Here is a 26,261-nt window from a genome sequence, read left to right on the forward strand (position 1 = left end):
GGAGGGACGCCGATGCAGTTCGCCGCCGTCGATCTCTCCGAGCTCATCGCGCGGTGCCGTGCGGAGATCGAGCGGCATTGCGAGCATCTCGGCCAGCTCGACAGCGCCATCGGCGATGGCGACCACGGCGCCAATATGCGGCGCGGGCTGGAGGCGGTGTATCGCGAGCGGGCGGAGATTTCCGCCCTGCCGCTGCCGGCGGCACTGGAGCGCGTCGGGCTGGTGCTGGTGATGAACATCGGCGGTGCGGCCGGCCCACTCTATGGCACGCTGCTGATGGAGCTCGGGCGCGGCCTTGCCATGCGGGAGGAGGCGGCCGATTTCGCCGCCACCCTCGCCCAGGCAATCGGGGCGGTGGCGCGGCGCGGCCGTTCCGGGCCGGGCGACAAGACGCTGCTCGACGTTCTCTACCCCGTGCAGGCGGAGGTGGCGGGCTACGCCGCCCCGGTCCGCATCGCCGAATGCGCCCGTCGCGCGGCGCGGGGAACGGAAATGATGCTGGCGCGGCGCGGACGGGCGTCCTATCTCGGCGCGCGCTCCATCGGTCACGAAGACCCCGGCGCGTCGAGCTGCGCCCTGCTCACCGTCACCATCTGCGACTATCTCAAGGACCACGCCCCCTCATGACGCCCGCGCGCACCGCCAATGTGGGGATCGTGATCGTGTCGCATTCGCCGCTGGTGGCGCAGGGCGCCGCCGACATGGTGCGTCAGATGGTGGGGGAGTGTGTGCCGCTTGCCTGGACCGGTGGGAACAGTGAGGGCGGCCTCGGCACCAATGTCGGCGGTATCCTGAGGGCGATCGAGGCGGCATGGTCGGAGGCCGGCGTCGCCATCTTCGTCGATCTCGGCGGGGCGGAGACCAACAGCGAGGCGGCGGTGGAACTGCTGGGCCCGGCCCGCGCGGCCAAGGTCGCCATCTGCAACGCGCCGCTGGTGGAAGGCGCGGTGGTGGCGGCGGCCGAGGCCTCGGGCGGCTCGGCGCTGGCGCGGGTGGTGGCGACGGCGGAGGAACTGTCCTCCTGATGGCCGAGACCCTTCCCGTCATCGGGCGGCCTTCCGCCCATCGCTGCCAGACCGAGGTGGAGGTGACCCACGGCGTGGGGCTGCATGCCCGCCCCTCCGTCGCCTTCACCCGCCTCGCCAAGACCTTTCCCTGCACCATCGAGGTGGCGGTGGACGGTTCGGGCGCGTGGCTGAACGGCAAGAGCATCGTGAAGATCATCGGCGCCCGCATAAGGCGCGGAACCAGAATGAGAATTCGCGCCGAGGGAGCCCGCGCGGAGGAAGCCATCGCCGCGCTGAGCGCGCTGGTGCGGCGCAATTTCGACGAGGACCGCAAGGCGGGCCGGGGTGACGGGCGGGTCGATGGCCGTCCCGTCTGAAGGCCGCCCGTCTGAAGGCAGCCCGTCTGAAGGCCGCCCGCGTGACTTCCACGGCCGGCCCGCCTCGCCCGGCCGGGCCATCGGCCCGGCGCACCGGGCGCTTGAACCGCCGCCGCCCGATGGCGGGCCCGGCGGCGGCGACCCCCGCGCCGCGCTGGAGGCCGCCGTGGCGCAGGCCATCGCGGAATTGCGCGAACTGTCCGCCCGCTCGGAGGGGGAGAGCGCCGGCATCCTCGATTTCCAGATCGAATTGCTGCTCGACGGCGAGCTGCTCGCCCCGGCGCTGGCGCGCATCGCGAGGGGCGAGGGGGCGGCCCTGGCCTTCGCGGCGGCGATGACCGATCAGATCGATGAGATGGACAGTGAGGGCGATGAGGGTGATGAGGAGCACCGCGAGCCTTTCGCGCTCCGCACCATCGACCTTGCCGACCTCCAGCACCGCGTGCTCGACGCGCTTGCCGGCCGCACGCGCGCCGATTTCCCCGAAGGCGCGGTCTATGTCGGGCGCGACATGCCGCCCAGCGTCTTTCTTGCCCATGACTGGGCGAAAGGCGGCGCCATCGCGCTCGCTGCCGGCAGCGCGGCGAGCCATGTCGCGCTGCTGGCGCGGGCGCGGGGCGTGCCGATGGTGGTAGGGCTCGGGGAACTGCCCGGCCAGACGGGCGAGCCCCTGCTGGTGGACGGCACGCAGGGTTTCGCCTGCCTGCACCCCGATGAGCACCCGGGCGCGCCTCTGCCCGAGACGTTTTCCCCGCCTCCTGTCGCCGCCCTTCTCCCCCCGGGCGCGCGGGCCGGGGCGGTGCCCGGCACCCCCGGCCTGTTCGCCAATATCGACACGCTGGCCGATCTCGACGGGCTGGACCCGGCGCGGGTGGACGGCGTCGGGCTGGTGCGCACGGAGTTCCTGCTCGCCACCGCGGCCGAGGCGCTGAGCGAGGAGCGTCACCTTTCCTGCTACCGCCGCATTCTCGCGCATCTCGCCGGCAAGCCGGTGACGCTGCGCATGCTGGATCTCGGCGGCGACAAGGCGCTGCCGGGCCTCGGCGCCGGCGACCCGGCCGGTGTGCTCGGCGAACGCGGCGTTCGGTTCCTGCTCGCCCATCCCGATCTCGCCCGCATCCAGGCCCGTGGGCTCATCCGCGCGGCGGCGCTCGGCCCGGTCAGCGTGCTGCTGCCCATGGTGACGCTGCCTTCCGAACTGGCGGCGATGGCGCTGCTGTTCGACGAGGAGGCGGCACGGCTTGCGCGGCAGGGCGTGGACGGGTTGCGCCCACCGCTCGGCATCATGGTGGAGGTGCCGGCCGCCGCGCTGACGCTCGACCTGTTCGGGGAGGCCGCCTTCTTTTCCGTGGGCACCAACGACCTGATGCAGTATCTCGCAGCGGCGGCGCGCGACAATCCGGCGGTGGCGCCGCTCTATGCGGGAGCTGAGACGGCGATGTTCCGGCTGCTGGATCATGTTTGCACGGTGTCCCGTGCGCTCGGCCGGCCGGTGTCGGTGTGCGGCGATCTCGCCGCCGATCCGGCGGCGCAGGGCCGTCTGCTTGCTCTCGGCCTGCAGGGCCTCTCGATGGCGCCGGCGCGTCTCGACACCGTGCGCGCCGCACTCGGCGCCGCTGTGGCCACGCGCGGGGAAGGCTAGGCATGGCACGCGAGACCAGCGACGAGGCGGTCATTGCCTACAAGACCATCCTTGCCGGCATTCTCGACAACCGGCCCTCCGGCACGCGCCAGCGCCTCGCCGCCGCGCTGGGCAAGCACCGCAGCTTCGTCACCCAGGTGACCAGCCCGAGCTACGACACGCCCTTGCCGGCCCGCCATCTGCCGACCATCCTGCGGGTCTGCCATTTCAGCCCGGCGGAGCAGGAGCGTTTCCTGGCGGCCTATCAGGCGGCGCATCCCGGCCGGCTGAGCGAGGTGGGCGGGGCGTCGACAATGCGCACCCTGGCGCTGATGGTGCCGGAATTCGGCGACGAGAAGAAGAACCGCAGCTTCGACGACGCCGTCTCCGACTTCGTGTCGAAGATGGCGGCGCTGGTGAATGGGGGCGACTGATGCACGCGATGCGGGGCGCCCCTGCCGCCGCCGCACGGCGGGGCTGAGGAATGGGGGAAGGGGCGATGGCGGGATGAAGCGGATCATCAACGCCGCCGACACGCTGGTGGCGGAAAGCCTTGCCGGCTTCGTCGCCGCGCATGAGGACCTCGTCGTCTTCGGCCGCGAGGGCATTTTCGTGCGCCGCCGGGAGTTGCGCCCGGGCAAGGTGGCGGTGATCTCCGGCGGCGGGGCGGGGCACGAGCCACTGCATTGCGGCTTCATCGGCGCCGGCATGCTGGACGCCGCCTGCACCGGCCATGTCTTCACCTCGCCGACCCCCGACCAGATCGTCGCCGCGATGGACGAGACCGACACCGGCGCCGGCTGCCTGCTGGTGGTGAAGAACTATGATGGCGACGTGATGAACTTCGAGATGGCGGCGGAAATGGCGGCCGACCGCCATCGCATCGAGACGGTGATCGTCGAGGACGACGCCGCCTATGGTCCTTCCGTGCGCAGCCGGGGACGGCGCGGGGTCGCCGGCACGGTGGTCGTGGAGAAGATCCTCGGCGCGGCGGCCGAGCGCGGCGCCGACCTTGCCGGGCTGAAGGCGCTGGGCGAGGGGCTTTCCGGGCGGCTGCGCAGCATGGGCGTGGCGCTGCGCGGCGTCACCGTTCCCGACAATGCCCGCGAAACCTTCGCGCTGGGGCCGGACGAAATGGAGATCGGCGTCGGCATCCATGGCGAGCCGGGGCTGTACCGCGCCGCCCTTGCCAGTGCCGACGAGATCGTGCGCCTGCTCTGCGAGCCCGTCCTCGCCCAGCTGCCACCCGTGGACGACGCCCGCCCGCTGCTGATCGTCAACGGCTTTGGCGGCACGCCGCCGATCGAGCTCCATCTCGCCCATGGTCTTGCCCGCGCCTTCCTGCGGGAGAACGGCGTCGTGCCGGCGCGGGCGCTGGTCGGCACGTTCGTCACCTCGCTCGACATGGCGGGGCTGTCGATCACCGTCGCCTTGCTGACGCCGGAGGAGTTCGCGCTCTGGTGCGCGCCGGTGACGACGCCGACGCTGGTCTGGTGAGGCGTCGAACGCAGAAGCGCCCGTGGGCCGTTGCGCGCCGGGGCCGGCTGTTGATAATGACCCGAACCACCGCCGGCCGCCCCGGTGTCCCCGACCGACGCCCCGGAGCGCCATGAGCACGGCCGACACCGCCCCACCGACCTTCTGGACGAGCGTCCGACAGGCGGTTCCCGTCGATCTGGGCTGGCGCAATGTGGTGTTTTCCCTGCGCACCGCCGCGGCGGCGGTTGCCGCCCTTGCCGCCGCCTATTGGCTGGAGCTGCAGGACCCGCAATGGGCGGTGCTGACGGTCTATCTGCTGGCGCAGCCGACCGCCGGCGCGGCAGTGGCGAAGGGCGCCTACCGCATCGTCGGCACGCTGGTCGGCGCCGGCGTGGGCCTCGCCATTCTCGGCCTGTGGTCGCAGGCGCCGATCCCGCTTGTCGGCTGCATCGCGCTGTGGCTGGCGCTGTGCTTCTACATGGGTGCGCAGCGGCGCAACTACACCGCCTACGGCTTCCTTCTCGCCGCCTATACCGCGCTGCTGGTGGGGCTGGAGGGCTCCTTCGCGCCGACGCAGGCCTGGCACATCGCCTTCGACCGCACGGCCGAGATCATCATCGGCATCATCTGCGTCACCGCGGTGAGCGTGCTGGTGTTTCCCGTCTATGCCGGCGACGTGCTGCGCGGCCAGCTCTCGCAGCTGTTCGGCCGGCTCTGCCGCTACGGTGCCGTGGCGCTGCAGCCGCGCACGCCGATGGAAACCTTCGTCGCGCTGCGCCGCGCCATGGTGGAGGCGGTGGTGAAGTTCGACGCGCTGCGCTCCTACACGGTGTTCGAGGCACCGGAAATGCGCGCCAGCGACGCCGGGCTGCGCCGCATGACGCGCGAATTCCTGCGGGTGCTGGCGGTGGCGCGCGGGCTTCACGTGCGGCTGGACGATTTCCAGGTCGAGGGCGCCGGCCCGATCGCCGACCGGCTCCGCCCGACCATGGCCGCCGTTTCCGGATTGCTGGAGCGCCTCGCCGCCGACCCTTCCGCCTTCACCGACACGCGCCGCGTGCGCTCGCAATTGCTGACCGCCCGCGTCGGGCTGAACGACGCGCGCGCCGATCTCGAAGCGATGGCGGGCCGCGTGCCCTTCGTCCCGCTGGCCGACGGAATGCTCATCCTGCGCCGCGCGGGGGACCTGCTGCACGGGCTTTCCATGGTGGTGGTGAGCGAGGCGGCGAGCGTGCGCACCGACCGGCGCTCGGGCACCGGCACCGCATCGCCCGCCGCGCTGGCCACCGCCGCGCGCAAGATCCTGCCACCGTCGCCGGCGGTGCGGCGCGAGGCGCTGCTCGCGGGGCTGCGGGCCGCGCTGGCCCTCATCGTCATGTGCGGATTCTGGGCGGCGACGGAATGGACGGACGGCTTCAACGCGGCGTCCGGCCTCGCGGTCATCCTGTTCTTCTCGATCAATCAGGACCGTCCGGGGCCGCTCGGCTTCTCCTTCCTGCTGTGGTCGGCGCTCGGCATCGGCGCGGCCTACCTCGCCATGGTGCTGGTGCTGCCCCGCATCGAGGGCTTCGAGGCGCTGGGGCTGTTCCTCGTCCTCGCCCTGATCCCGGCCGGGCTGATGGCGGGCACGCCGCAACTGGCGTGGCCGGGCATCGCCTTCGGCGGCTTCTTCGCCTCGGAGATCGGCACCGGCAACGTCTTCCAGCCGGACGAGACGGCGTTCTTCAACGCGGCGCTGTCCATGCTGTTCGGCATGGCGGTGTGCCTCGTGGTGCTGAACCTGCTGCCGGTGAACTCGCTGGCCTCGCGCCGGCATATCTGGTCGGCCACGCTCGGCGCGTTGCTGCCGCAGGCCGCGCGGGGCGTGCGGCACGAGCGTGTGATCCTCGGCGAAATCGTCACCCGGCTGGCCGATCTGCTGCCGCGTCTGGCGCTTTCCCGTCGCGGCGAGGAGGATTTCCTGCGCGGCGCGCTGGGCGCGGCCTCCACCGCGCTCGAACTCGGCCGGCTGCGGCGCCTGCTGGCGGTGCCCGAGCTGCCGGAGGCGACGCGCCGCGTGGTCGCCGGTTTCCTCGAGCGCTTCGCCGACCAGCTCGCGCAGCTTCCGCCGGCGGGGCGGGCGCTGCCGGCGCGCGTCGCCGAGGCGGAAGCCACGGCCAATGAGGCGAATGCGGCGCTCGCCGGGCTCGACCTGCCGCCGGGCTCGCCGGCGGCGGCGCTGAACCTGCGCGCCGGGGCGTCGCTGCGCTTCATCGTCGACCGGTTCGACATCGACCGGGCCTTTCTCCTGCGCAGCTTCGAGGAGGGGTGAGATGGGCTTCGGGACCGCCTTGCCGTTCTATACGCCGGAGGCGTTCGGCATCTATCTGCCACCGGCGCTGCTCTGGGCCGGGGTGGCGCTGGTGCCGTATCTCGTGCTGCGATGGGGGCTGGCCCGCGCCGGCCTCTACCGCTTCGTCTGGCACCGGCCGCTGTTCGATGCGGCGCTTTATGTCATCCTGTTCGGCATGGTCGTCTTCCTGCTGCCGGCGCTGAGGGAGGGACTGGGATGAACTTTGGTGCAGTGCTGCGCGTGGCGGTGACGCTGCTGGCGACGGTGGCGGCGGTCTTCGTCGGCTGGCGGCTGTGGCTCTACTACACCGTGTCGCCCTGGACCCGCGACGCGCGGGTGCTGGCGCAGGTGGTGGAGATCGCCCCGGACGTTTCCGGGCTCGTCGATACGGTCAATGTGAGCGACAACCAGTTCGTGCAGAAGGGCGACGTGCTGTTCGTCATCGACCAGCAGCGCTTCACCGCCGCGCTGCGGCAGGCGCAGGCGGATGTGGAGCTGAAGCAGCAGGCGCTGCGCTATGCCCGCGACACCGCGGCGCGCGACGCCAATCTGGAACGTGCCGACGCGGCGGCCATTGCCGAGCAGACGGTCGAGTTCACCTCCTCCACCGCCGGCGAGGCGCGGGCCGAGCTCGGCGCGGCGCAGGCGGCGCTGACCACCGCCCAAATCAATCTCGAACGCTCCAGCGTGCGGGCGCCGGCGGATGGCTACATCACCAATTTCAACGTCGATGTCGGCGACTATGCGCAGGTCGGCAAGGGCGTGCTGGCGCTGGTCGACAGCCATTCCTTCTATGTCTACGCCTATTTCATGGAGACCAAGCTGCCCTCCATCCGCGACGGCGACACCGCGCGCGTGGAACTGATGGCCGGCGGCGTGGTGATCGACGGCGTGGTCGAGGGGCTGAGCCGCGCCATCGCCATTCCGGGAGAGGGGCTGCTGGCGACGGTGAACCCGAATTTCGACTGGATCCGCCTGGCGCAGCGCATCCCCGTGCGCATCAAGCTGGGCCCGCTGCCGCCCGGCGTGCGTCTGGTCTCGGGCCTGTCGGCCACCGTGGTGGTGCAGCCAAAAGGCGAGTAGGGAGCGGCGAAGATGCCCCCGGCGGTTGACAGGCGATGCCGACCGGTGATCCTTTCATACCAGTGAGGGAGTCACCGTGCTTGATATCCAGCCGATCCGCCGACGCCGCATCTATGAGGACGTTGCCGAGAGATTGCAGCAATTGATGCTCGACGGGACGCTGGGGGAGGGCTCCCTGCTGCCGTCCGAGCGCGACCTGATGGAGCAGTTCCAGGTCGGGCGCCCCGCCATCCGCGAGGCGCTGATGTCGCTGCAGAAGGCCGGGCTGGTGTCGATCGCCAATGGCGAGCGGGCGCGGGTGGTGCGGCCCGATCCGACGCATTTCATCCATGAACTGTCGATCTCGGCGCGTTCCTACCTCGCCCATCCCGAAGGGGTGCGCCACTTCCAGAAGGCCCGCCTGCATCTGGAAATGGCGCTGGCGCGCCACGCGGCGCGCGAGGCGACGCCGGACGACATCGCCCGCATCGGCGACGCCCTGGCCCGCAACCGGCGCGACCTCGACGACATGGCGGCGTTCGAGAAATCCGACATCGCCTTCCATTACGAGATCGTGCTGGTGGCGCATAACCCGCTGTTCAACGGCGTGCACCAGGCGGTGGTGCAGTGGCTGTCGGAGCAGCGCAGCGTGACGCTGCAAATCACCCGGGCGAAGGCCAAGGCGCTCGCCTTCCATGAGCGGATCCACGACGCCATCGCCGCCCGCGACCCCGATGCGGCGGAGACCGCGATGCGCGAGCATCTGGAATCGGTCGCCGCGCTGTATTGGGACCGCGACAAGGCCTGACCGGCCGCAACGCGCGTCGCTCGTTGACCTGTTGACCTGTCATACCAGTTGGCGCTAGCATCCGGCCGTGGTGAGAGCGTGCGGGCGGGCGGCGGTGGCTGCGCGTCTTGCCGAAGCTCCACCGAAGAAAAAGGGCGACGCCGTCGGTGAGGCGAACGCCTGACAATTGGGGAGAAGGGTCGCGCCCGCCGATGGCTACGCCGCCATCCCGGCAGACCCCGCCGCCGCCGAGCCGGAGTGCAGGAATGTTTCTGGGCGTCATTGCCGACGACTTCACCGGGGCGAGCGACATCGCCAACACGCTGGCCAAGGGCGTGCAGCCCGAGGGCGGGCTGCGGACCGTGCAATATCTCGGCGTGCCGGCGACGCGCGCCGCCGCCGATGTCGAGGCCGGCGTGATCGCGCTGAAGAGCCGGTCCATCCCGGCGGCCGAGGCCGTCGCCCAGTCGCTGGCGGCGCTCGACTGGCTGCTGGCGCAGGGCTGCCGGCAGATCGTCTTCAAATACTGCTCGACCTTCGATTCCACCCCGGAAGGCAATATCGGCCCGGTGGCCGAGGCGCTGGCCCGGCGTCTCGATGCACGCGGCGTCGTCGCCTGCCCGGCCTTCCCCGATGCCGGGCGCTCGGTCTTCATGGGCCATCTCTTCGTCGGCGAGCGGCTGCTCAGCGAATCCGGCATGGAGCATCACCCGCTCAACCCGATGACCGACCCGGACCTGCGTCGCTGGCTTGCCCGCCAGAGCGAGGACGCGGTCGGCCTGCTGAGCTGGCCGACGCTGCGGCAGGGCGCCGGGGCGGCACGGGCCGCGCTGGAACAGGCGGGCGCGCGTGGCGAGCGGCTGGTGATTGCCGACGCGATCGCCAATGACGACCTGCTGGTGCTGGCGCAGGCCTGCGAGGGCGCGCGCCTTCTCACCGGCGGCTCCGGCATCGCCCGTGGCCTTCCGCGCAATTTCATCCGCGCCGGGCTGGCGAAGGGCGGCAAGCCGGTGGTCGACGATGTTGGCGGGCCGGAGGCGATTTTGGTCGGCAGCTGCTCGCGCGCCACCCGTGGGCAGATCGAGCGTCACCGCGCCACGCATCCGGTGCTCGGCATCGATGTCGACCAGGTGATGGAGGGCCGCCTGACGGCGGCCGATATCGCTTCCTTCATCAACGCCCATCACGGCGCGGCGCCGCTGGTCTATTCCTCCTCGGCACCGGAGGAGGTGGGGGCGCTGCAGGCGAAATATGGCCGCGAGGCGGTTGCCCAGGCCCTCGACGCGCTGTTCGCCTCGGCCGCCCGGCAGCTTTTTGCGGCCGGCACGCGGCGCATCGTGGTGGGGGGCGGCGAGACCTCGGGCGCGGTGGTCTCGGCGCTCGACGTCACCTCTTTCCGCATCGGGCCGGAGATCGCCCCCGGCGTGCCGGTGCTGGTCGCGGAAGATGGCAGCGGCCTCGGCATGGCGTTGAAATCCGGCAATTTCGGCGGCGAGGATTTCTTCGCCCGGGCCCTCGACATGCTGTCGGGCGAGGGGAGCGCGGCGGCATGAGCGAGGCTTCCACCCGCACATTGCTCGTCCGCTTCGCCCGCTCGCTGTTCGAGCGCGGCTACAGCGTCGGCTCCGCCGGCAATATCAGCGTCGCGGTCGAGGACGGGCTGCTGATCACGCCGACCAATTCCTGCCTCGGCTTTCTCGACGAGGCGCGGATCAGCAAGCTCGACCGCGAGGGCCGCCACATATCCGGCGACGCACCCTCCAAGGAAGTGTTCCTGCACCGCGCCTTCTATGAAACGCGGCCCGGCACCGGCGCGGTGGTGCATCTGCACTCGACCTACGCCACCGCGCTTTCCTGCCTGCCGGAACTCGATCCGCAGGACGGCATTGCCCCGTTGACGCCCTATGTGGTGATGCGCGTCGGCAAGGTGCCGGTGCTGCCCTATGTGCGGCCGGGCGACCCGGCCATGGGCGACATGATCCGCCAATTGCAGGGCGCCTGCGCGGCGGTGCTGCTCGCCAATCACGGCCCGGTGGTTTCCGGCAAGGATCTGTCGAGCACGGTCTATGCCGCCGAAGAGCTGGAGGAGACGGCCAAGCTGCTGTTCCTGCTGCGGGATCGCCAGCCCCGGCTGCTGACCCCGGCGCAGGTGGAGGAGCTGGGACGTGCCTTTGCCAAACCGTGATCCGGGCCGCCGGCCGGGTCATCGAGCCCACCGCGCCCTGAACATTTCGCTGCCGACGGGGACAAAAGACTTGATCTTCGCGCCAGACGATATCATAGATGATATATGATTTGTCACGACGGCGTGCGTCCCGCGTCCCGTCGCGTGCCTGAAAGCCGAGCCGCGCGCGCCATGGGCGGCCGGCGCATGCACCCTTCCTCGACGACGCGCGGAACCTCCGCGCCGGCCGAGAGGCAACAGCAACAAGAAGGCCGCCGCCAAAGGCGCGCCCGGCTACATCGCAATGTCTGCCAGGAACGCGAGCGGCGAGAGGCTGATCGCCAAGGGCAGCACAGGGAGGAAACGACATGCAGACCACCTCGCTCCGCAAGGGCGTACTCGCCGCATCCGCGCTCGCCATGGGCCTCACGGCCACCAGCGCGGCACTGGCCGAATGGAAGCCCAACCGCCCCGTGGAACTCGTGGTTTCGGCGGGACCGGGTGGCGGCTCGGACATCTTCACCCGCGTGGTGCAGGCCGCGCTGACCAAGAACAACCTCGTCGAGACGCCGCTCATCGTCGTCAACAAGCCGGGCGGGTCGGGCTCCGAGGCGTTCAACTATGCCGAGGATAATGTCGGCAGCCCCTACAAGGTGTATTTCGGCACGCAGGACGCCTACGTGCTGCCGCTCGGCACCAAGGTCAATTACGCGATGAAGGACCTGACGCCGGTGGCCTCGATGGTCTTCGACGTGTTCATCCTGTGGTCGAACCCGAAGGCCTCGGGCATCAACACCGCGCAGGAATTCGTCGCCAAGGCGAAGGAAAATCCCGGCAAGGTCCGCGTCGCCGGCGCCAAGGCCAAGGACGCCGACGAGACCGTGGTGACGCTGGTCGAGCGCGCCGCCGGCATCGATCTCGCCTACATCCCCTACAAGTCGGGCAGCGAGGCGGCGATCCAGGTGGCCGGCGGCCATATCGAAGCCAACACCAACAACCCGAGCGAGAGCCTCGAACAGTGGAAGGCCGGCAACCAGAAGCCGCTCTGCGTGTTCACCTCCGCCCGGCTCACCGACAAGACGGTGGTGGCCGACGGCATGAGCTGGGCGGACATTCCGACCTGCGTCGAGGCCGGCATCAATGTGAAGGACTTCGTCCAGCCGCGCACCGTGTGGATGGCGGCCGACGTGCCGGCCGAGGCGGTGGCCTACTACACCGACCTGATGAAGAAGGCGATGGATACGCCGGAGTTCAAGGACTACACGACGCGCAACGTCCAGATCACCAAGTTCATGACCGGCGACGAGCTGAAGACCTTCCTCGCCGAGCAGATCAAGAACTACGAGAAGATCTACGCCGACAATAACTGGCTGCTTCCTGCCAGCCAGTGACGGGCGCGACGGGGCGCCGGAATCACCCGGCGCCGCGGACAGACGAGGAGGGACGGCGGCCCGTGCCGGCGTCCCGGGCCCCCGCGGAGTGAGTGCGATGGACGTTTCCCGCAAGACCATGGAAGCCGCCACGGCGGTGGCGACCGGCGCCGTCGGCGTGCTGATCTGCTACGGCTCGCTGGAGAACGGCATCGGCTGGGGCTCGAGCGGGCCGGAGCCGGGCTATTTCCCCTTCGGCATTGGCTGCCTGATCCTTCTGGGCAGCCTCGCCACCCTGGCGCAGACCTTCTGGAAATATTCCGGCGCGCGGCTGGTGGCGGCGCAGGAAGTCGCCGGCGGGGTCCATGAAGAGCCCTTCATCGACGGGTCGCGGCTGCGCCGGCTGGTGTCCTTCGTGCTGCCGATCGTGGCGATGACGGCCATCTCGATGTGGCTCGGCCTCTATATCGGCATGGGCCTGTACATCTTCTACACGATGCGCGTCTCCGCCGGCTTCCGCACGCTGTCCAGCCTGGCGACGGCGCTGCTGGTGATCGCCATCAACTTCGCCGTCTTCGAGAAGCTGTTCATGGTCCCGCTGCTCAAGGGGCCGATTCTCGAATATTTCGGCATTTACTGAACAACAAAAACAGGACTGAGGACGCGCCATGGGCAATTTCAGCCAGTTGATGGACGGTTTCGGCGTCGCGCTCACCTTCCATCATGTGATGATCATGGTGATCGGCGTGCTTCTCGGCCTCGTCGTCGGCGTCCTGCCGGGGCTCGGCGCGCCGAACGGCGTGTCGCTGCTGCTGCCGCTCACCTTCACCATGGACCCGATCTCGGCGATCATCCTGCTGACCTCGATGTATTGGGGCGCGCTGTTCGGCGGCTCCACGACCTCGATCCTGTTCAACATTCCGGGCGAGCCCTCTTCCGTCGCCACCACCTTTGACGGCCATCCCATGGCCAAGCAGGGCCAGGCGGTGCGGGCGCTCACTCTGGCCTTCGGTTCGGCCGGCTTCGGCGCCATGGTCGGCGTGGTGGTGATCACGCTGCTGTCGAGCTGGGTGGCCAATTTCGCCCTGCAGTTCGGGTCGCCGGAATATTTCGCCGTCTATTTCATGGCCTTTGCCAGCTTCATCGGCATGGCCGGCGGCTCGCCCTTCAAGACGCTGGTCTGCATCATGCTGGGCCTCGCGGTCGGCACGGTGGGCATGGACACGATTTCCGGCGAGGGGCGCCTCACCTTCGGCATCTCGCAGCTCACCAACGGCATTTCCTTCCTCATCGTGGTCATCGGCCTGTTCGGCATCGGCGAATTGCTGCTCACCATCGACGAGGGCTACAAGTTCGATGGGGTGAAGGCCAAGCTCAGCCTGCCGGTGATCTTCCGCACCCTTGCCGAGCTGCCGCGCTACTGGGTCACGCTGCTGCGCAGCGCGCTGGTCGGCTGCTGGATGGGCATCACGCCCGGCGGGCCGACCGCCGCCTCCTTCATGAGCTACGCGCTCGGCAAGCGGTTTTCCCGCCGCGGGAAATATTTCGGCAAGGGCGAGCCTGAGGGCATCGTCGCCCCGGAAACGGCGGACCACTCGGCCGGCTCCTGCGCCCTGCTGCCCATGCTGGCGCTGGGCGTGCCCGGCTCCGCCACGGCGGCGGTGATGATGGGCGGCCTGATGATCTGGGGCCTTTCGCCCGGGCCCATGCTGTTCACCACCCGGCCCGATTTCGTCTGGGGCCTGATCGCCTCGATGTATCTGGGCAATGTCATCGCCGTGGTGCTGGTTCTCGCCACCGTGCCGATCTTCGCCTACATCCTGCGCGCGCCCTTCACCGTGGTGGGCCCGCTCATCGCCATCGTCTGCCTGATCGGCGCCTATACCGTGTCGAACCACATGTTCGACGTATGGGTGGCGCTGGCCTTCGGCCTCGTCGGCTATGTCTTCAAGAAGCTGGACTACCCGCTGGCTCCCTTCGTGCTGGCGGTGGTGCTGGGCGACAAGGCGGAGGACGCCTTCCGCCAGTCCATGCTCTCCTCGGGGGGCTCGCTCACCGTGTTCTTCGAGGGCTCGCTCGTCGCCACCATGATGGGCATCGGCATACTGCTGCTGTCGCTGCCGCTGCTGCAGATGCTGTTCAACCTGCTGTTCCGACGCGGGGACGGCACCGACGCTGACGCCGGCCACCCGTCCCGTAACTGAACCTCGCGAGAGGCGTCGGCGCGGCCGATGCCTGTCGAGTGAGGTATTCAACAACCTTCAGCCAGTGAGATCCCCCATGTTCGGAGCCCTGCGCTTGCCCCACACCATCCTCTTCGGAGGTGGTCAACGCCATGTCATCGGTGCGGCGGCCGCCCGCATCGGCACCCGCACGCTGGTGTGCACCGATTCCCGGCTGGCACAGCTCGACGTGTTCGCCGACCTGCTGAAGGATCTTGCCGCGCATGGCGTCGAGGCGCGGGTCTATGACCGCACCATCGCCGATCTGCCCATCGAATCGATCACCGAATGCGTCGCCAGCGTCGGCGATTTCAAGCCGGACAGCATCATCGGCATCGGCGGCGGCAGCTGCATCGACATGGCGAAGGTGGTGTCGGTCCTCCTGACCCATGGCGGCGAGGTCAGCGCCTATTATGGCGAGTTCGCCGTGCCCGGCCCGGTGCTGCCGCTGATCGCCGTGCCGACGACCGCCGGCACCGGCTCGGAAGTGACCCCGGTCGCCGTCATCCTCGACAGCGGGCGCGGCACCAAGATCGGCATCGCCAGCCCCTACATCATCCCGCATATGGCGGTGTGCGACCCCGAGCTGACCATGACCTGCCCGAAGGGGCTCACCGCCTGCTCCGGCGCCGACGCCCTCGCCCATGCGGTGGAAGGCTTCACCAGCAAGACCCGTACGCCCGAGCCGATGCTCACCGAGCAGCATGTGTTCATCGGCAAGAACCTGCTCTCCGACCATTTCGCCAAGCTCGCCGTGGTCAATGTGTTCCGCTACCTCGCCCGCGCCTGCACTGACGGCAGCGATGTCGAGGCCCGCGAGGGGCTTATGCTGGCCTCGCTTGCCGCCGGCTGCGCCTTCGGCACCTCCGGCACGGCGGCGGCGCATGCCCTGCAATATCCGGTGGGCAACCTCACCCACACCTCGCATGGCGACGGCGTCGGTGCGCTGCTGCCCTTCGTCATGCAGTTCAACCGTTCCGCCAACCCGGAAGCCTTTGCCGAGCTGGCGGATGTGGTCGGCCTCGGCGATGCCGGCATGAGCGTCGACCAGCGCTCGCAGCTCTTCATCGACGAGGTGGCGACGCTGTTCGCCGCGATCGGCATTCCGCGCTCGCTGGCGGCGCTCGGCCTCGGCGCCGGGCATGAACAGGATGTCGCCGCCGGGGCGCTCAAGGCCGAGCGGCTGGTGAAGAACAACCCGCGCCCGCTCGACCTCGCCGCCATGCTGAACATCACCCAGGCCGCCTTCGCCGGCGAACGCGCCGCCTTGCGCGACCTCTGACACCGGGACATCCGCCATGACCATCAACACTGCACGCGCGACGGTCCAGAGCGCCGCGAACACCTATCTCGTGCCCGGCTTCGAGAAGGCGAGCTTCCCGATCCCCACCGACCTGTTGGTCGGCGAGGGCTGGGTGCCCGGCTCCGGCGGCCAGCGCATCGACATCCTCAACCCGGCGACGGGCAAGGTGCTGACCTCGGTCGCCGATGCCAGCGTCGCAGACGGCATGGCAGCGCTGGACGCCGCCGAAGCGGCCGCCCCGGGCTGGGCGGCGACCCCGCCGCGCGCCCGTGCGGTGATTCTGCAGCGCTGCTTCCAGGCCATTGTCGACAATGTCGACTGGCTGGCCCAGCTGATCGCGCTGGAAAACGGCAAGGCTCTGCCGGATGCGCGCGGCGAGGTGCTCTACGCCGCCGAGTTCTTCCGCTGGTATGCGGAAGAGGCGGTGCGCATCAATGGCGACATCGGCATCGCCCCGGCGGGCGGCAACCGCATCATGGTGCAGTACCAGCCGATCGGCGTCTCGCTGCTGATCACGCCGTGGAACTTCCCGGCCGCCATGGCGACCCGCAAGATCGCCCCGGCGCTGGCGGCGGGCTGCACCTGCATTCTCAAGCCCGCGGAAGAGACGCCGCTGACCGCGCTGGCGGTGGGCGAGATCCTGCGCCAGGCCGGGGTGCCGGCGGGCGTGGTCAACATCGTCAACACCTCCGATCCGGCGGGCGTGTGCAGCGCCATCCTGCGCGACCGGCGCACCCGCAAGCTCTCCTTCACCGGCTCCACCGAAGTCGGCCGGATCCTGCTGCGTGAGGCCTCCTACAACGTCATCAACTCCTCCATGGAGCTCGGCGGCAACGCCCCCTTCCTGGTGCTCGACGACGCCGATCTCGATGCCGCCATCGACGGCGCGATGATCGCCAAGATGCGCAATGCCGGCGAGGCCTGCACCGCCGCCAACCGGTTCTACGTGCAGCAGGGCATCTACCCCGCCTTCGTCGACAAGCTGGTGGAGAAGATGGGCGCGCTGAAGCTCGGCGCCGGCACCGACGCCGCCAGCCAGTGCGGCGCCATGATCAACCGCGCCGCCATCGACAAGATCGAGACGCTGGTGAACGACGCGGTGTCGAAGGGCGCCAGCGTGCGCCTCGGCGGGCAGACGCCGGCGGGCGAGGGTTTCTTCTATCCCCCCTCGGTGCTGGCCGATGTGTCGCTGGACGCCAATCTGCTGCGCGAGGAAATCTTCGGCCCGGTGGCGGCGGTGGTGCCGTTCACCGACATCGAGGACGCGGTGCGCATGGCCAACGATACCGAGTACGGCCTCGCCGCCTATGTCTACACCGAGAACATGAAGCTCGGTCTCCAGCTCGCCGAGCGGCTGGAATACGGCATGGTGGCGCTCAATCGCGGCCTGGTCTCCGATCCCGCCGCCCCGTTCGGCGGGGTCAAGCAGAGCGGGCTCGGGCGCGAGGGCGCGCATCACGGCCTGCTGGAATTCACCGAGGCCAAGTATATCGCGGTCAATTGGTGAAGGCGCTCCGGGTGGGCGGCACCCCACGGAGCCCGTCGCCCGCCCGGAGAGTGTTCCGGCGCACGCCCCGCGCGCCGGCGCGTTCGCCGACATGCCTGCGGCCCGGGGCCCGGAAGGCGCCCGCTTGGTTGGGATGATGAAAACCTATATCTTATATTATTCAGGGTTCGGGTTTGATTCACATGGCCGCCACTCCTCAGGAGCCGCTCTCCTTCGTGCGTCTCGCCGCGCTCGACGAGCGACGCCCCACCTATCCGCAGTCGCTGGTAGAGCTCGCCTACGAGCAATTGCTCTCCATGCTGGTGACCATGAGGATCGCGCCCGGCGCCCATATCGGCATCGAGGCGCTGGCGCGCCAGCTGGACATTTCGCAGACCCCGATCCGCGAGGCGCTGACGCTGCTGGAAGCGCAGAAGCTGGCCTACAAGATTCCCAATGTCGGCTTCCGCGCCGCCGAATTGCTGACCCGCGAGGAAGTGCACGACCTGTTCGACCTGCGCCTGCTGATCGAGCCGGCGGCGGCGGCCTTCGCGGCGAAGACGGCGGACGATGCGGCGCTGGCGCGGCTGGCCGGCCTCGCCGGGGAGATGTCGGGCGCGCAGACCGGCAACGAGCTGGCCTATGCGCAGTTCGCCGAGGGCGACGCCAAGCTGCACCATCTGGTGGCGGCGGCCAGCGGCAACCGCTTCATTGCCGAGACGGTGCAGGGGCTGCACGCGCATCTGCACATCTTCCGCTTCCTGTTCAAGACCAACGCCACCGCCAAGGCGGTGCAGGAGCACGAGGCGATCATCGGCGCGCTGCTGGCCCGCGATCCGGCGCGGGCGGAGGAGGCGATGCGCGAGCATCTCGCCGCCTCGCGGGCGCGGATGAACGTGGTGCTGGAAGAGCTGGAGCGCACGACGGCCGAGGCCTCGCCCGATGCCGGCGGGCGCAGCCGCAGGGGCCGCAGCCGGCGTCGCTGAGCGCGGCGCCCCCCTCGCGCCCGACGCGCGGCGGAGGTTTGACAGCCCCGCCTGTGCCTTCTAGATCGTATATGATATATACTAGGCCCCGCAGCTGTGCCCGGCTGCTGCCCGCGCAACGCGGCGGGCAGGCGCCGGCCCGCCGCGCTGATGGCGGAATGAGCGACACATCACGCCATCCGGCGCGCCGCGCGCCTCTGGCACACGCCGATGGCAACCGAAACGGGAGGAATTTCTGATGGTGCTGCCCCTGCAAGGCATTCGCGTGCTCGACATCTCGCAGGTCATGGCCGGCCCCTTCTGCTGCATGCTGCTGGCGGATATGGGCGCCGACGTCATCAAGATCGAGCCGCCGGGCACCGGCGATTCCACCCGCCATTCCATGGGCTTCCGCCTGAAGGGCAGCGACAGCCCGGGCTTTCTCGCGCTCAACCGCAACAAGCGCTCCATTACGCTGGACCTGAAGTCGCCGGAGGACCGCGAGGTGCTCTACGCGCTGGTGAAGACCGCCGACGTGCTGGTGGAAAATGCCCGCCCCGGCGTCGCCGGCCGGCTGGGCATGGACTACCCGACGCTCAAGGCGATCAACCCGCGCCTGGTCTATGCCAGCATTTCCGGCTTCGGCCAGACCGGCCCCTGGTCGCAGCGCCCGGGCTTCGACCTGATCGCCCAGGCGGTTTCCGGCATTCTCAGCTCCAATGGCTTCCCCGACATGGAGCCGGCAAAGAATTCCATCGCCGTGGCCGATCTCGGCGCCGGGCTGTTCAGCGCCTACGCCATTCTCAGCGCGGTGATCGGCCGGCAGACCAGCGGCGAGGGCCAGCATATCGATGCCTCGCTGTTCGAGGCGGCGCTGGCGCTCTCCATCTGGGAGACGACCGAATTGTGGGGCACCGGCAAGTCGCCCACCCCCATCGGCTCGGCCAACCGCATGTCGGCGCCCTATCAGGCGGTGGAGGCCTCGGATGGCTGGTTCGTCATCGGCGCCGCCAATCAGGGCCTGTGGGTCACCTTCCTCAAGGTGCTCGGCCGCGAGGAGCTGCAGGACGACGCGCGCTTTTCCACCAATGCGGCTCGCGTGAACAACCGGCTGAAGCTGATGGAGGAACTCACCCCCACCTTCCTCACCCGCACCCGCGCGCAGTGGATCGACGCGCTGACGGCGGCCGGCGTGCCGACGGCGCCGATCCTCGACTATGGCGAGGCGGTGACGAGCGAGCAGGCGGTGGCCCGCGAGATGGTGCAGATGGTGCCGCACCCGGTGGAAGGTGAATTCCGCGCCCTCGGCTTCCCGGTGAAGATGAGCGCCACGCCGCAGGAAATCCGCCTGCCGCCGCCGCTGCTTGACGAGCATGGCGCCGAGATTCGCCGCGAGCTGGTGGAAAAGGGGCTTCTGACGCCCGCAGCCACGAAAGAGACCGTGTGATGGGCAGCCCGCGCATCGATTTCGACAAGCAGGGCGAGATCGCCTTCGTCCGCTTCAACAATCCCGAGGCGCATAATGCGCTCACCACCCAGATGTGGCTGGACCTGCGCGACGCGGCGCTGAAGATCGCGGGAGATACCTCGATCCGCGTGGCGGTGTTCCGGGGCGTGGGCGGCAAGGCTTTCGTTTCCGGCACCGATATTACCGGCTTCACCAAATTCACCAGCGGCGCCGACGGCGTCGCCTACGAGCACCGCATCGACGCGTGCATGAGCGCGGTCGACGCCATTCCGGTGACCACGATCGCGGTGGTGGATGGCTGGGCGGTGGGCGGCGGGCTGAACATTGCCTCGGCCTGCGATTTCCGCCTCGCCACCCCCGGCGCGCGCTTCGGCTCGCCCATCGGCCGCACGCTGGGCAATTGCCTTTCGGCGCTCTCCATGGCGCGCATCGGCGGCGCGATCAGCGTCGCGGTGGCCAAGCGCATGGTGCTGCTCGGCGAGATCATCACGGCGCAGGAAATGCTCGACAAGGGCTTTTTGCTGAAGATCATCGAGGCCGACGCGATGGACGCCGAAATCGCGGCGCTGTGCGCGCGGGCGGCCGAGAACGCGCCGCTGACCACGCGCGCCACCAAGGCGACGGTGCGGGCCCTGACATTGGGCGAGCTGCCGGACATCGAGGCGATCGTCGCGCAGGTCTATGGCAGCGACGATTTCCGCCGTGGCGTGCAGGACTTCCTCGCCAAGACCAAGGCGGTGCCGAAATGGACGGGCAGCTGAGCGGGCGAGGCTGAAGGCGGCCGGCCCTCACAGGTCCGGCTGCACCTCGTTGTCCAGCACCTTGCGGGTGACGCGCCAGCCATTGAGGTGATGGGCACGTAGCAATTCGCGCAGCAGCGGCCCCTGTCGCTGCTGCAAGGCGAGCAGGATCTGCTCGTGCTCCATCACCGCCCGGCTCCAGCGCTCGCTCACCCGGTTGCCGGCAAAGCGATAGAGCCGCACCCGGGCGCTTTCGGCGCGGTAGACCCGCGACAGAGCGGGGTTGTGGGCGCAGTCGACGATCAGCTGGTGGATCTGCTGGTTGATACGGAAATAGCCGACGAGATCGCCCTCGCGCTGGCAGGCCACCATGCGCGCGTGCAGCGCCGCCACCTCCGCGAACTGCGCCGCCGTGCCGCGCCCGCAGGCGAGCTCGGCGGCCACGCTCTCCAGCCCGGCCAGCAGTTCCATCGCCATGTCGACATCGGCGGCGGAGAGCTGGATCACCTGCGCGCCGCGATTGGGCACGATGTGCAGCAGGCCCTCGGTTTCCAGGATCTTGAACGCCTCGCGCAGCGGCGTGCGGGTGACGCCGAGCCCCTCGGTGAGGCTGCGTTCGGAAAGCCGCTCGCCGGGCGGCAGCTCGCCGGAGAGAATCCGGTCGCGGATGCGCTCGGCGACATGGGCGGCACTGCGCCCGCGCAGGCCGCGCGCGTCCGGCAGCGGGGAATCGGTTGCGCCCGGTTCTTCGAGATATTGCATGCAAGACCGTGACATAATTCTGCGGCGTCGTCCATTGCGCTTGACTTGATCGGCATATTGCATGCAATCTCTCCAACGAGAGGTTCAAGACGCCCGCAAGAGGCGCCGAAAGCCGAGGAAACGTCGAGAGGATGCCGGGCGGCGCGCGGGAGCTTGCCCCCGCTTGCATTCAGTGCGCCGCCGCGTGTGACGCGATCGACCGTCCGCCTCGCCGACCTCGCCGCCACAGGCCGCCCGCGCGGCCAGACCGACCGTGAGGCACCGCATGAACTTCCATCGCTATTTCGCCGTCGACCGGCCCCCGGTCGAGACCTGCGTGGTCGGCACGGGCGGCTTCGGCCGCAGCTTCCTGGCGCAGGGCCTGCGCGTGCCGCGCCTGCGCTGCCGGGTCGCCGTCGACCGCGAGGCGGCGGTGGCGGCCGGGGCGCTGGCCTCGGTCGGCATCGATCCGGCGCGCATCCATGTCTGCGCCACGCCCGCCGAGGCGCAGGCCGCCTTCGCGGCGGGGGACTTCGTGGCGGCGGGCGACCTCGCCACGGTCATCGGGCTCCCCATCGAGGTGGTGGTGGAGGCGACCGGCCATCCGGAAGCCGGCGCCCGCCATGCGCGCCTCGCCATCGAGGCCGGCAAGCATCTGGCGGTGGTCTCGAAGGAACTCGACAGCGTCGTCGGCCCGGGCCTCGCCCGGATGGCGGAAGCGCGCGGCGTGGTGTCCACCCCGGTCGATGGCGACCAGCCGAGCCTGCTGATCGGGCTGGTGAGCTGGGCGGAGACGCTGGGCCTCGACATCGTCTCGGCCGGCAAGTCGAGCGAGTATGATTTCGTGTTCGACGCTGCGACCGGCATGCTGGCCAGCAATGGCCGCACGGTGCATGCCCCCGGCCTCGCGGCCTGCTGGGCGCAGGGCGAGCGCGACTCGGCCGACATCGTCGCGGCGCGCGCCGACATCGCCGCCATGCTGCCGCAGCGCGCGGTGCCGGATCTCTGCGAATTGCAGATCGTCGCCAATGCCATGGGCTTCGCCCCGGACCGGCCGGAGCTGCACGCCCCCATCGCCCGCCCGCTGGAAGTGCCGACCCTGTTCGCGACGCAGGGCGAAGGCGGGCTGTTTTCCGGCGAGCGCCGGATCGACGTGTTCCACTGCCTGCGTACCGCCGCCGAGGCGAGCTTCGCCGGCGGCGTGTTCGTGGTGGTGCGCTGCACCGACCCCGAGACCTGGGAGATGCTGGCGCAGAAGGGCCATGTGCTGAGCCGCAGCGGCGCCACCGCCATGCTCTATCTGCCGCGCCATCTGCTCGGCGTCGAGGCCGCGACCACCATTCTGGAAGCGGCGCTGCGCGGGGCGTCCAGCGGCGGCATGGACCCGCGCCCGCATCTCGACCTCGTCGCCCGCGCGACGCTGGATCTGCCGGCCGGCGGCGTGCTGGCCATGGGCGGGCACCACCACACCATCGAGGGCACGAGCGCCGAGCTGGTGCCGGCCGCGCCGCTGACGCCGGAGGCGCCGGCGCCGTTCTATCTCGCCGCCAATTGCCGGCTGCTGCGGCCCGTCGCTGCCGGACAGCTCATCACCATGGGCGATATCGAGGTTCCCGAGGGCTCCGAGCTTCTGGCGCTGCGGCGCTACCAGGACGCCACCTTCTTCGGCACCGCCCTTTCCCCGATCCCGATGGCGCAGGACGCATGACGCTCCGCGCCGACATCATGGAGAACCGCATGACCCCCCGCATCGCCATCGCCCCGGGCGACCCCGCCGGCATCGGCTCGGAACTGGTCGTCCGCCTGCTCAGCCACGCGCCCAACCGCACAGCGGCCGACATCCTCCTCGTCGCCGACCGCGACGAGCTGGAGGACGCCATGCGCATCTGCAGCACGCGCTTCGACTACGCCGTGGCCGAGGATGCCGAGCGCCCCGCCTTCACCCCCGGCGTGCCGGTGCTGGTGGATTATCGCGGCCGCGCGCAGGCGCCCTTCGCCCGTGCCACCTCCACCGAGAATGGCGGGCGCTACGCCATGGACACGCTGCGCCGCGCCATCGAGTACACCACGGCGGGCGTCACCGAGGCGGTGTGCTTCGCGCCGCTGAACAAGCATTCGCTGCATCTGGGCGGCCTCGGGCATCCCGACGAGACCCATTGGTTCGCCGAGATGCTGCAGCCCAACGGCCCCTATGGCGAGCTCAACGCGCTGGACGGGCTGTGGACCAGCCGCGTCACCAGCCATGTGCCGCTGAAGGATGTCGCCTCGCTGCTCACCGAGGAGCGCATCGTCGGCGCCATCCGGCTCATCCATTCCACGCTGGTACGGGTGGGCGTGGCCGAGCCGCGCATCGCCCTGTGCGGGCTCAACCCGCATGCGGGCGACAATGGCAGCTTCGGGCGCGAGGAAATCGACGTCATCGCCCCGGCCATCGAGGCGGCGCGGGCGCAGGGGCTGCCGGTGGTCGGCATGTTCCCCGCCGACACCCTCTTCCTGAAGAAGGACGAGCTCGACGCGATCGTCACCATGTATCACGACCAGGGCCAGATCGCGATGAAGCTGATGGGCTTCTCGCGCGGCGTCACCGTGCATGGCGGCATGCCGATCCCGATCGCTACCCCGGCCCACGGCACCGCCTTCGACCTGCAGGGCAAGGGCGAGGCCGGCTGGGGTGCCATGCAGGCGGCGTTCGACGTGGCGTGCCGCATGGCGCGCGCCCGCCGGGACGGCGCCCGCGCGGCCTGATATAGCGGGGCCGCTTTCACTGGGATGGCGGCGGCGAGGGCGGGGCCAACGGGCCCGTCCTGCCGCCCGGTCGTGGAGACCTGTCGATGAAGATCCTGATCCTCGGCGCCGCCGGCATGCTCGGCCGCACGCTGCTCTCCCGCCTGGCGGCCGAAGGGCTGGGCGGCGCGCCGGTCACCACCGCCGTGCTGCACGATGTGGTCGATCCGGCGCCGGCGGCCGCGCTGCCCTTCGCCATCGAGAGCCATGCCGGCGACTATGCCGCGCCGGGCGCGGCCGAGGCGCTGGTGGCGGGGCGGCCGGACGTGATCTTCCACCTCGCCTCCATCGTCTCGGGCGAGGCGGAAGCGCGGTTCGAGGAGGGCTACCGGGTCAATCTCGACGGCACGCGGGCGCTGCTGGAGGCGATACGGGCGCTGCCGGATTACGCGCCGCGCGTGGTTTTCGCCTCTTCGCTCGCCGTGTTCGGCGCGCCGTGCCCCGACAGCATCGACGATGATTATCTGTGCGCCCCGGCCTCCAGCTATGGTGTGCAGAAGGCGATGATCGAACTGCTGCTGGCCGATTACAGCCGCCGGGGCTTCATCGACGGGCTGGCGTTGCGCCTGCCCACGGTGAGCGTTCGGCCCGGACGGCCCAATGCGGCGCTGTCCGGCTTCATTTCCTCCATCATGCGCGAGCCGCTGAACGGGCAGGAGGCGGTGCTGCCGGTGGAGGAGGCGATGCGGGTGTGGATCGCCTCGCCGCGCGCCGCCGTGTCCTATCTCCTCCACGCCGCGACGCTCGACACCGGCCCGCTCGGCGCCCGCCGCAGCCTCAACATGCCGGGCGTTTCCGTCACCATCGGCGAACAGATCGCCACGCTGCGGGCCCGCGCCGGCGACCGCGTGGCAGGGCTGATCCGCCGCGCGCCCGATGCGACGGTGACGCGGGTGGTGGGCAGCTGGCCGCAGCATTTCGAGGCAACGCGGGCCCGCGCGCTCGGCTTTGTCGGCGACAGGGATTTCGCCGACATCCTCGACATCTATATCGCGGAAGAGCTGGGCGGCCGCGTTCCGGTGCTCTGAGGTTCAGGCGCCTCGCCCGCGACCAGCCGGCGCAGCACGGCTTCCATCTCGGCGAGGTCGCTGTAGACGATGGCGTAGCGCGGCCGTCGCTCCAGCGTGTCGAAGAAGGCGTCGATTTCCGTGGCGCCGGCCTCCTCGCCGAGTCCGAACTCCGCTTCCATCAGGGCGAGCAGCGCCTCGCCGACGCCGATGGGCTCGACCCGCGTCGGCGAACCCGCCCGAAAGCGCGGAAACACGAAGCAGGCCAAGCGGTTTTCCGGGCCGGCGGCGGGCAGATGCCGGTCACGCGGGACCACCAGATAGCGCCCGCGCTTCTCGCCCATGCCGACCAGCGGCAGGGCGGCGAGGCCGGGATAATAGGTGGCCAGCGGGGCGAGGCTTCCGGGCTTGAGATTGATCGCCCCCGGGCAAGGCAACACCCGCGCCTCGCCATCCACAAAGCCGAGGGCGGGGGAATCGTCCGTGCCGAAGCGCCACCCCCGGGCCACGAGACAGGCGGCCAAGGTGCTTTTGCCGGCACCCGAGACGCCGGCCAGCATCATCGACCCGGCCGAGGTCGCCAGCACCGCGGCGTGAACGAAGATGGAGGGCGGCGGGTCGCGATAGACGAGCTCAAGCAGCCACAGTTGGAATTTACCGCCCATCCGCGCCGCGTCCGGCGTGAACATCTGCCGCGCACCGCAGCGCAGGGTGAAGCCGTCGGCCTCGAGGACGAGATCGATGGTGGCCAGCGGGGCGTGATGCGCGGGGGCGGGGTCGGCAAAGCCCCCGAAGAAGCCCATCAGCCGCTCTCCGCTCGCCCGTCGCGCGGCAACGCCGTCCGGGTCGATGGCGGCTTCGTCATCCTTCGGCACCGGCGCGGCCAGCAGGCGAAGCGCGACCGACCGATCGGCCAGCCTCACCTGGCAGTGCTGGAGCAGTTCTTCGCGCCTTTGCTGGCGCGTTTCCTGGCGCGCCTCTTCGCGGGCGGGCGGCGTGGGTGCCGCGCACCGGGCGTCATCGGCGCCGCGCCGTGATGGGCGCAGGCGAATCCTTCCGGCTGCATCGCTTTCGACCCAGCCGAGCGCCTCCCACTGCGTGAGGCTGTCATGCAGGTCGGCGAGGGGGAGGGCGGCCTGCGCGCCGATGTCGGCGAGGGAAGCGAATGTGTCCGGCAGGGAGAGGAAGAGACGAGCCGCGGCGGCGTTCAGCGCATGCGCCATGGCGCGTTCGGCATCGAAGACGAACAGCATGTCGTCCATGACGCGAAAATAGAACCGATCAGCCTCGGCGGGGCGATTCGGTGCGGGGCTTGGCGGCTTCATGCGGCTCTGAACGGCGCGCCA

25 protein-coding genes are annotated in these 26,261 nt (G+C 69.9%); 23 read left to right on the top strand and 2 right to left on the bottom strand.

The genetic code is table 11. The features are described 5' to 3' along the window. Positions 1-12: 12 nt before the first annotated feature. The 20 genes from dhaL to ACQY76_RS08470 all read left to right on the top strand — a co-directional run bounded on the left by dhaL (position 13) and on the right by ACQY76_RS08470 (position 20,404). Positions 13-627 (top strand): dihydroxyacetone kinase subunit DhaL, encoded by a 615-nt coding sequence (gene dhaL / locus ACQY76_RS08375; protein ID WP_428032420.1) that lies wholly within the window; start codon positions 13-15, stop codon positions 625-627. Continuing rightward, positions 624-1,025, top strand: coding sequence for a dihydroxyacetone kinase phosphoryl donor subunit DhaM (gene dhaM, locus ACQY76_RS08380; protein WP_428032421.1), 402 nt, complete (start codon positions 624-626; stop codon positions 1,023-1,025). The genes dhaL and dhaM overlap by 4 nt, the downstream gene beginning before the upstream one ends. After that, positions 1,025-1,384: an HPr family phosphocarrier protein gene (locus ACQY76_RS08385; RefSeq protein WP_428032422.1), complete on the top strand. Its 360-nt coding sequence runs from the start codon at positions 1,025-1,027 to the stop codon at positions 1,382-1,384. Before dhaM ends, ACQY76_RS08385 begins: the two co-directional genes overlap by 1 nt. Further along, positions 1,368-3,026 (top strand): putative PEP-binding protein, encoded by a 1,659-nt coding sequence (locus ACQY76_RS08390; RefSeq protein WP_428032423.1) that lies wholly within the window; start codon positions 1,368-1,370, stop codon positions 3,024-3,026. The genes ACQY76_RS08385 and ACQY76_RS08390 overlap by 17 nt, the downstream gene beginning before the upstream one ends. Positions 3,027-3,028: 2 nt before the next feature. Beyond that, positions 3,029-3,439, top strand: coding sequence for a hypothetical protein (locus ACQY76_RS08395; protein ID WP_428032424.1), 411 nt, complete (start codon positions 3,029-3,031; stop codon positions 3,437-3,439). 73 nt (positions 3,440-3,512) lie between these two features. Further along, positions 3,513-4,502 (top strand): dihydroxyacetone kinase subunit DhaK, encoded by a 990-nt coding sequence (locus tag ACQY76_RS08400; protein WP_428032425.1) that lies wholly within the window; start codon positions 3,513-3,515, stop codon positions 4,500-4,502. Between the two features lie 112 nt (positions 4,503-4,614). Next, complete coding sequence (locus tag ACQY76_RS08405; RefSeq protein WP_428032426.1) at positions 4,615-6,795, top strand: FUSC family protein; 2,181 nt, start codon at positions 4,615-4,617, stop codon at positions 6,793-6,795. 1 nt (position 6,796) lies between these two features. Then, positions 6,797-7,036 carry a DUF1656 domain-containing protein gene (locus ACQY76_RS08410; RefSeq protein ID WP_428032427.1) on the top strand — a complete coding sequence of 80 codons (240 nt, stop codon included), beginning with the start codon at positions 6,797-6,799 and terminating at the stop codon, positions 7,034-7,036. Then, positions 7,033-7,899 carry an efflux RND transporter periplasmic adaptor subunit gene (locus ACQY76_RS08415; RefSeq protein ID WP_428032428.1) on the top strand — a complete coding sequence of 289 codons (867 nt, stop codon included), beginning with the start codon at positions 7,033-7,035 and terminating at the stop codon, positions 7,897-7,899. Before ACQY76_RS08410 ends, ACQY76_RS08415 begins: the two co-directional genes overlap by 4 nt. 76 nt (positions 7,900-7,975) lie before the next feature. Then, positions 7,976-8,686, top strand: a complete 711-nt coding sequence (nanR, locus tag ACQY76_RS08420; RefSeq protein WP_428032429.1) for a transcriptional regulator NanR — start codon at positions 7,976-7,978, stop codon at positions 8,684-8,686. A 245-nt stretch (positions 8,687-8,931) separates the two neighbouring features. Next, the gene (gene otnK, locus ACQY76_RS08425) at positions 8,932-10,218 is read left to right on the top strand and encodes a 3-oxo-tetronate kinase (protein WP_428032430.1); all 1,287 of its coding nucleotides are present in this window, start codon (positions 8,932-8,934) and stop codon (positions 10,216-10,218) included. Further along, positions 10,215-10,850, top strand: coding sequence for a 3-oxo-tetronate 4-phosphate decarboxylase (gene otnC / locus ACQY76_RS08430; protein WP_428032431.1), 636 nt, complete (start codon positions 10,215-10,217; stop codon positions 10,848-10,850). Before otnK ends, otnC begins: the two co-directional genes overlap by 4 nt. Before the next feature lie 347 nt (positions 10,851-11,197). Beyond that, the gene (locus ACQY76_RS08435) at positions 11,198-12,220 is read left to right on the top strand and encodes a Bug family tripartite tricarboxylate transporter substrate binding protein (RefSeq protein ID WP_428032432.1); all 1,023 of its coding nucleotides are present in this window, start codon (positions 11,198-11,200) and stop codon (positions 12,218-12,220) included. A 97-nt stretch (positions 12,221-12,317) separates the two neighbouring features. Then, entirely contained in the window at positions 12,318-12,839 is a 522-nt protein-coding gene (locus tag ACQY76_RS08440) for a tripartite tricarboxylate transporter TctB family protein (RefSeq protein WP_428032433.1), read from the top strand. 28 nt (positions 12,840-12,867) lie between these two features. Continuing rightward, positions 12,868-14,403: a tripartite tricarboxylate transporter permease gene (locus tag ACQY76_RS08445; RefSeq protein ID WP_428032434.1), complete on the top strand. Its 1,536-nt coding sequence runs from the start codon at positions 12,868-12,870 to the stop codon at positions 14,401-14,403. A 76-nt stretch (positions 14,404-14,479) separates the two neighbouring features. Then, positions 14,480-15,703, top strand: a complete 1,224-nt coding sequence (locus tag ACQY76_RS08450) for an iron-containing alcohol dehydrogenase (RefSeq protein WP_428032435.1) — start codon at positions 14,480-14,482, stop codon at positions 15,701-15,703. A gap of 16 nt (positions 15,704-15,719) precedes the next feature. Then, the gene (locus tag ACQY76_RS08455) at positions 15,720-17,231 is read left to right on the top strand and encodes an NAD-dependent succinate-semialdehyde dehydrogenase (protein ID WP_428032436.1); all 1,512 of its coding nucleotides are present in this window, start codon (positions 15,720-15,722) and stop codon (positions 17,229-17,231) included. A gap of 182 nt (positions 17,232-17,413) precedes the next feature. Further along, complete coding sequence (locus ACQY76_RS08460) at positions 17,414-18,196, top strand: GntR family transcriptional regulator (protein ID WP_428032437.1); 783 nt, start codon at positions 17,414-17,416, stop codon at positions 18,194-18,196. 238 nt (positions 18,197-18,434) lie between these two features. Further along, the gene (locus ACQY76_RS08465; RefSeq protein WP_428032438.1) at positions 18,435-19,622 is read left to right on the top strand and encodes a CaiB/BaiF CoA transferase family protein; all 1,188 of its coding nucleotides are present in this window, start codon (positions 18,435-18,437) and stop codon (positions 19,620-19,622) included. Further along, positions 19,622-20,404: an enoyl-CoA hydratase gene (locus tag ACQY76_RS08470; protein ID WP_428032439.1), complete on the top strand. Its 783-nt coding sequence runs from the start codon at positions 19,622-19,624 to the stop codon at positions 20,402-20,404. The genes ACQY76_RS08465 and ACQY76_RS08470 overlap by 1 nt, the downstream gene beginning before the upstream one ends. A 27-nt stretch (positions 20,405-20,431) precedes the next feature. Here ACQY76_RS08470 and ACQY76_RS08475 read toward each other — a convergent pair whose 3' ends face one another. After that, on the bottom strand, positions 20,432-21,145 hold the full coding sequence (locus ACQY76_RS08475; RefSeq protein ID WP_428032440.1) for a GntR family transcriptional regulator: 714 nt from the start codon (positions 21,143-21,145) through the stop codon (positions 20,432-20,434). 265 nt (positions 21,146-21,410) lie between these two features. Between ACQY76_RS08475 and ACQY76_RS08480 the strand changes: the two genes are divergently transcribed. The 3 genes from ACQY76_RS08480 to denD all read left to right on the top strand — a co-directional run bounded on the left by ACQY76_RS08480 (position 21,411) and on the right by denD (position 24,936). After that, positions 21,411-22,832 carry an NAD(P)H-dependent oxidoreductase gene (locus ACQY76_RS08480; RefSeq protein ID WP_428032441.1) on the top strand — a complete coding sequence of 474 codons (1,422 nt, stop codon included), beginning with the start codon at positions 21,411-21,413 and terminating at the stop codon, positions 22,830-22,832. Then, complete coding sequence (locus ACQY76_RS08485; RefSeq protein WP_428032442.1) at positions 22,829-23,869, top strand: 4-hydroxythreonine-4-phosphate dehydrogenase PdxA; 1,041 nt, start codon at positions 22,829-22,831, stop codon at positions 23,867-23,869. The genes ACQY76_RS08480 and ACQY76_RS08485 overlap by 4 nt, the downstream gene beginning before the upstream one ends. Positions 23,870-23,955: 86 nt before the next feature. Beyond that, positions 23,956-24,936, top strand: a complete 981-nt coding sequence (gene denD / locus ACQY76_RS08490) for a D-erythronate dehydrogenase (RefSeq protein ID WP_428032443.1) — start codon at positions 23,956-23,958, stop codon at positions 24,934-24,936. Here the strand turns inward: denD and ACQY76_RS08495 are convergent. Next, positions 24,894-26,240, bottom strand: a complete 1,347-nt coding sequence (locus tag ACQY76_RS08495; RefSeq protein ID WP_428032444.1) for a hypothetical protein — start codon at positions 26,238-26,240, stop codon at positions 24,894-24,896. The two genes, denD and ACQY76_RS08495, sit on opposite strands and share 43 nt — an antisense overlap. Positions 26,241-26,261 lie beyond the last annotated feature (21 nt).

Origin of the sequence: Ancylobacter sp. (assembly GCF_965279025.1) — a bacterium.
GTDB lineage: Bacteria > Pseudomonadota > Alphaproteobacteria > Rhizobiales > Xanthobacteraceae > Ancylobacter.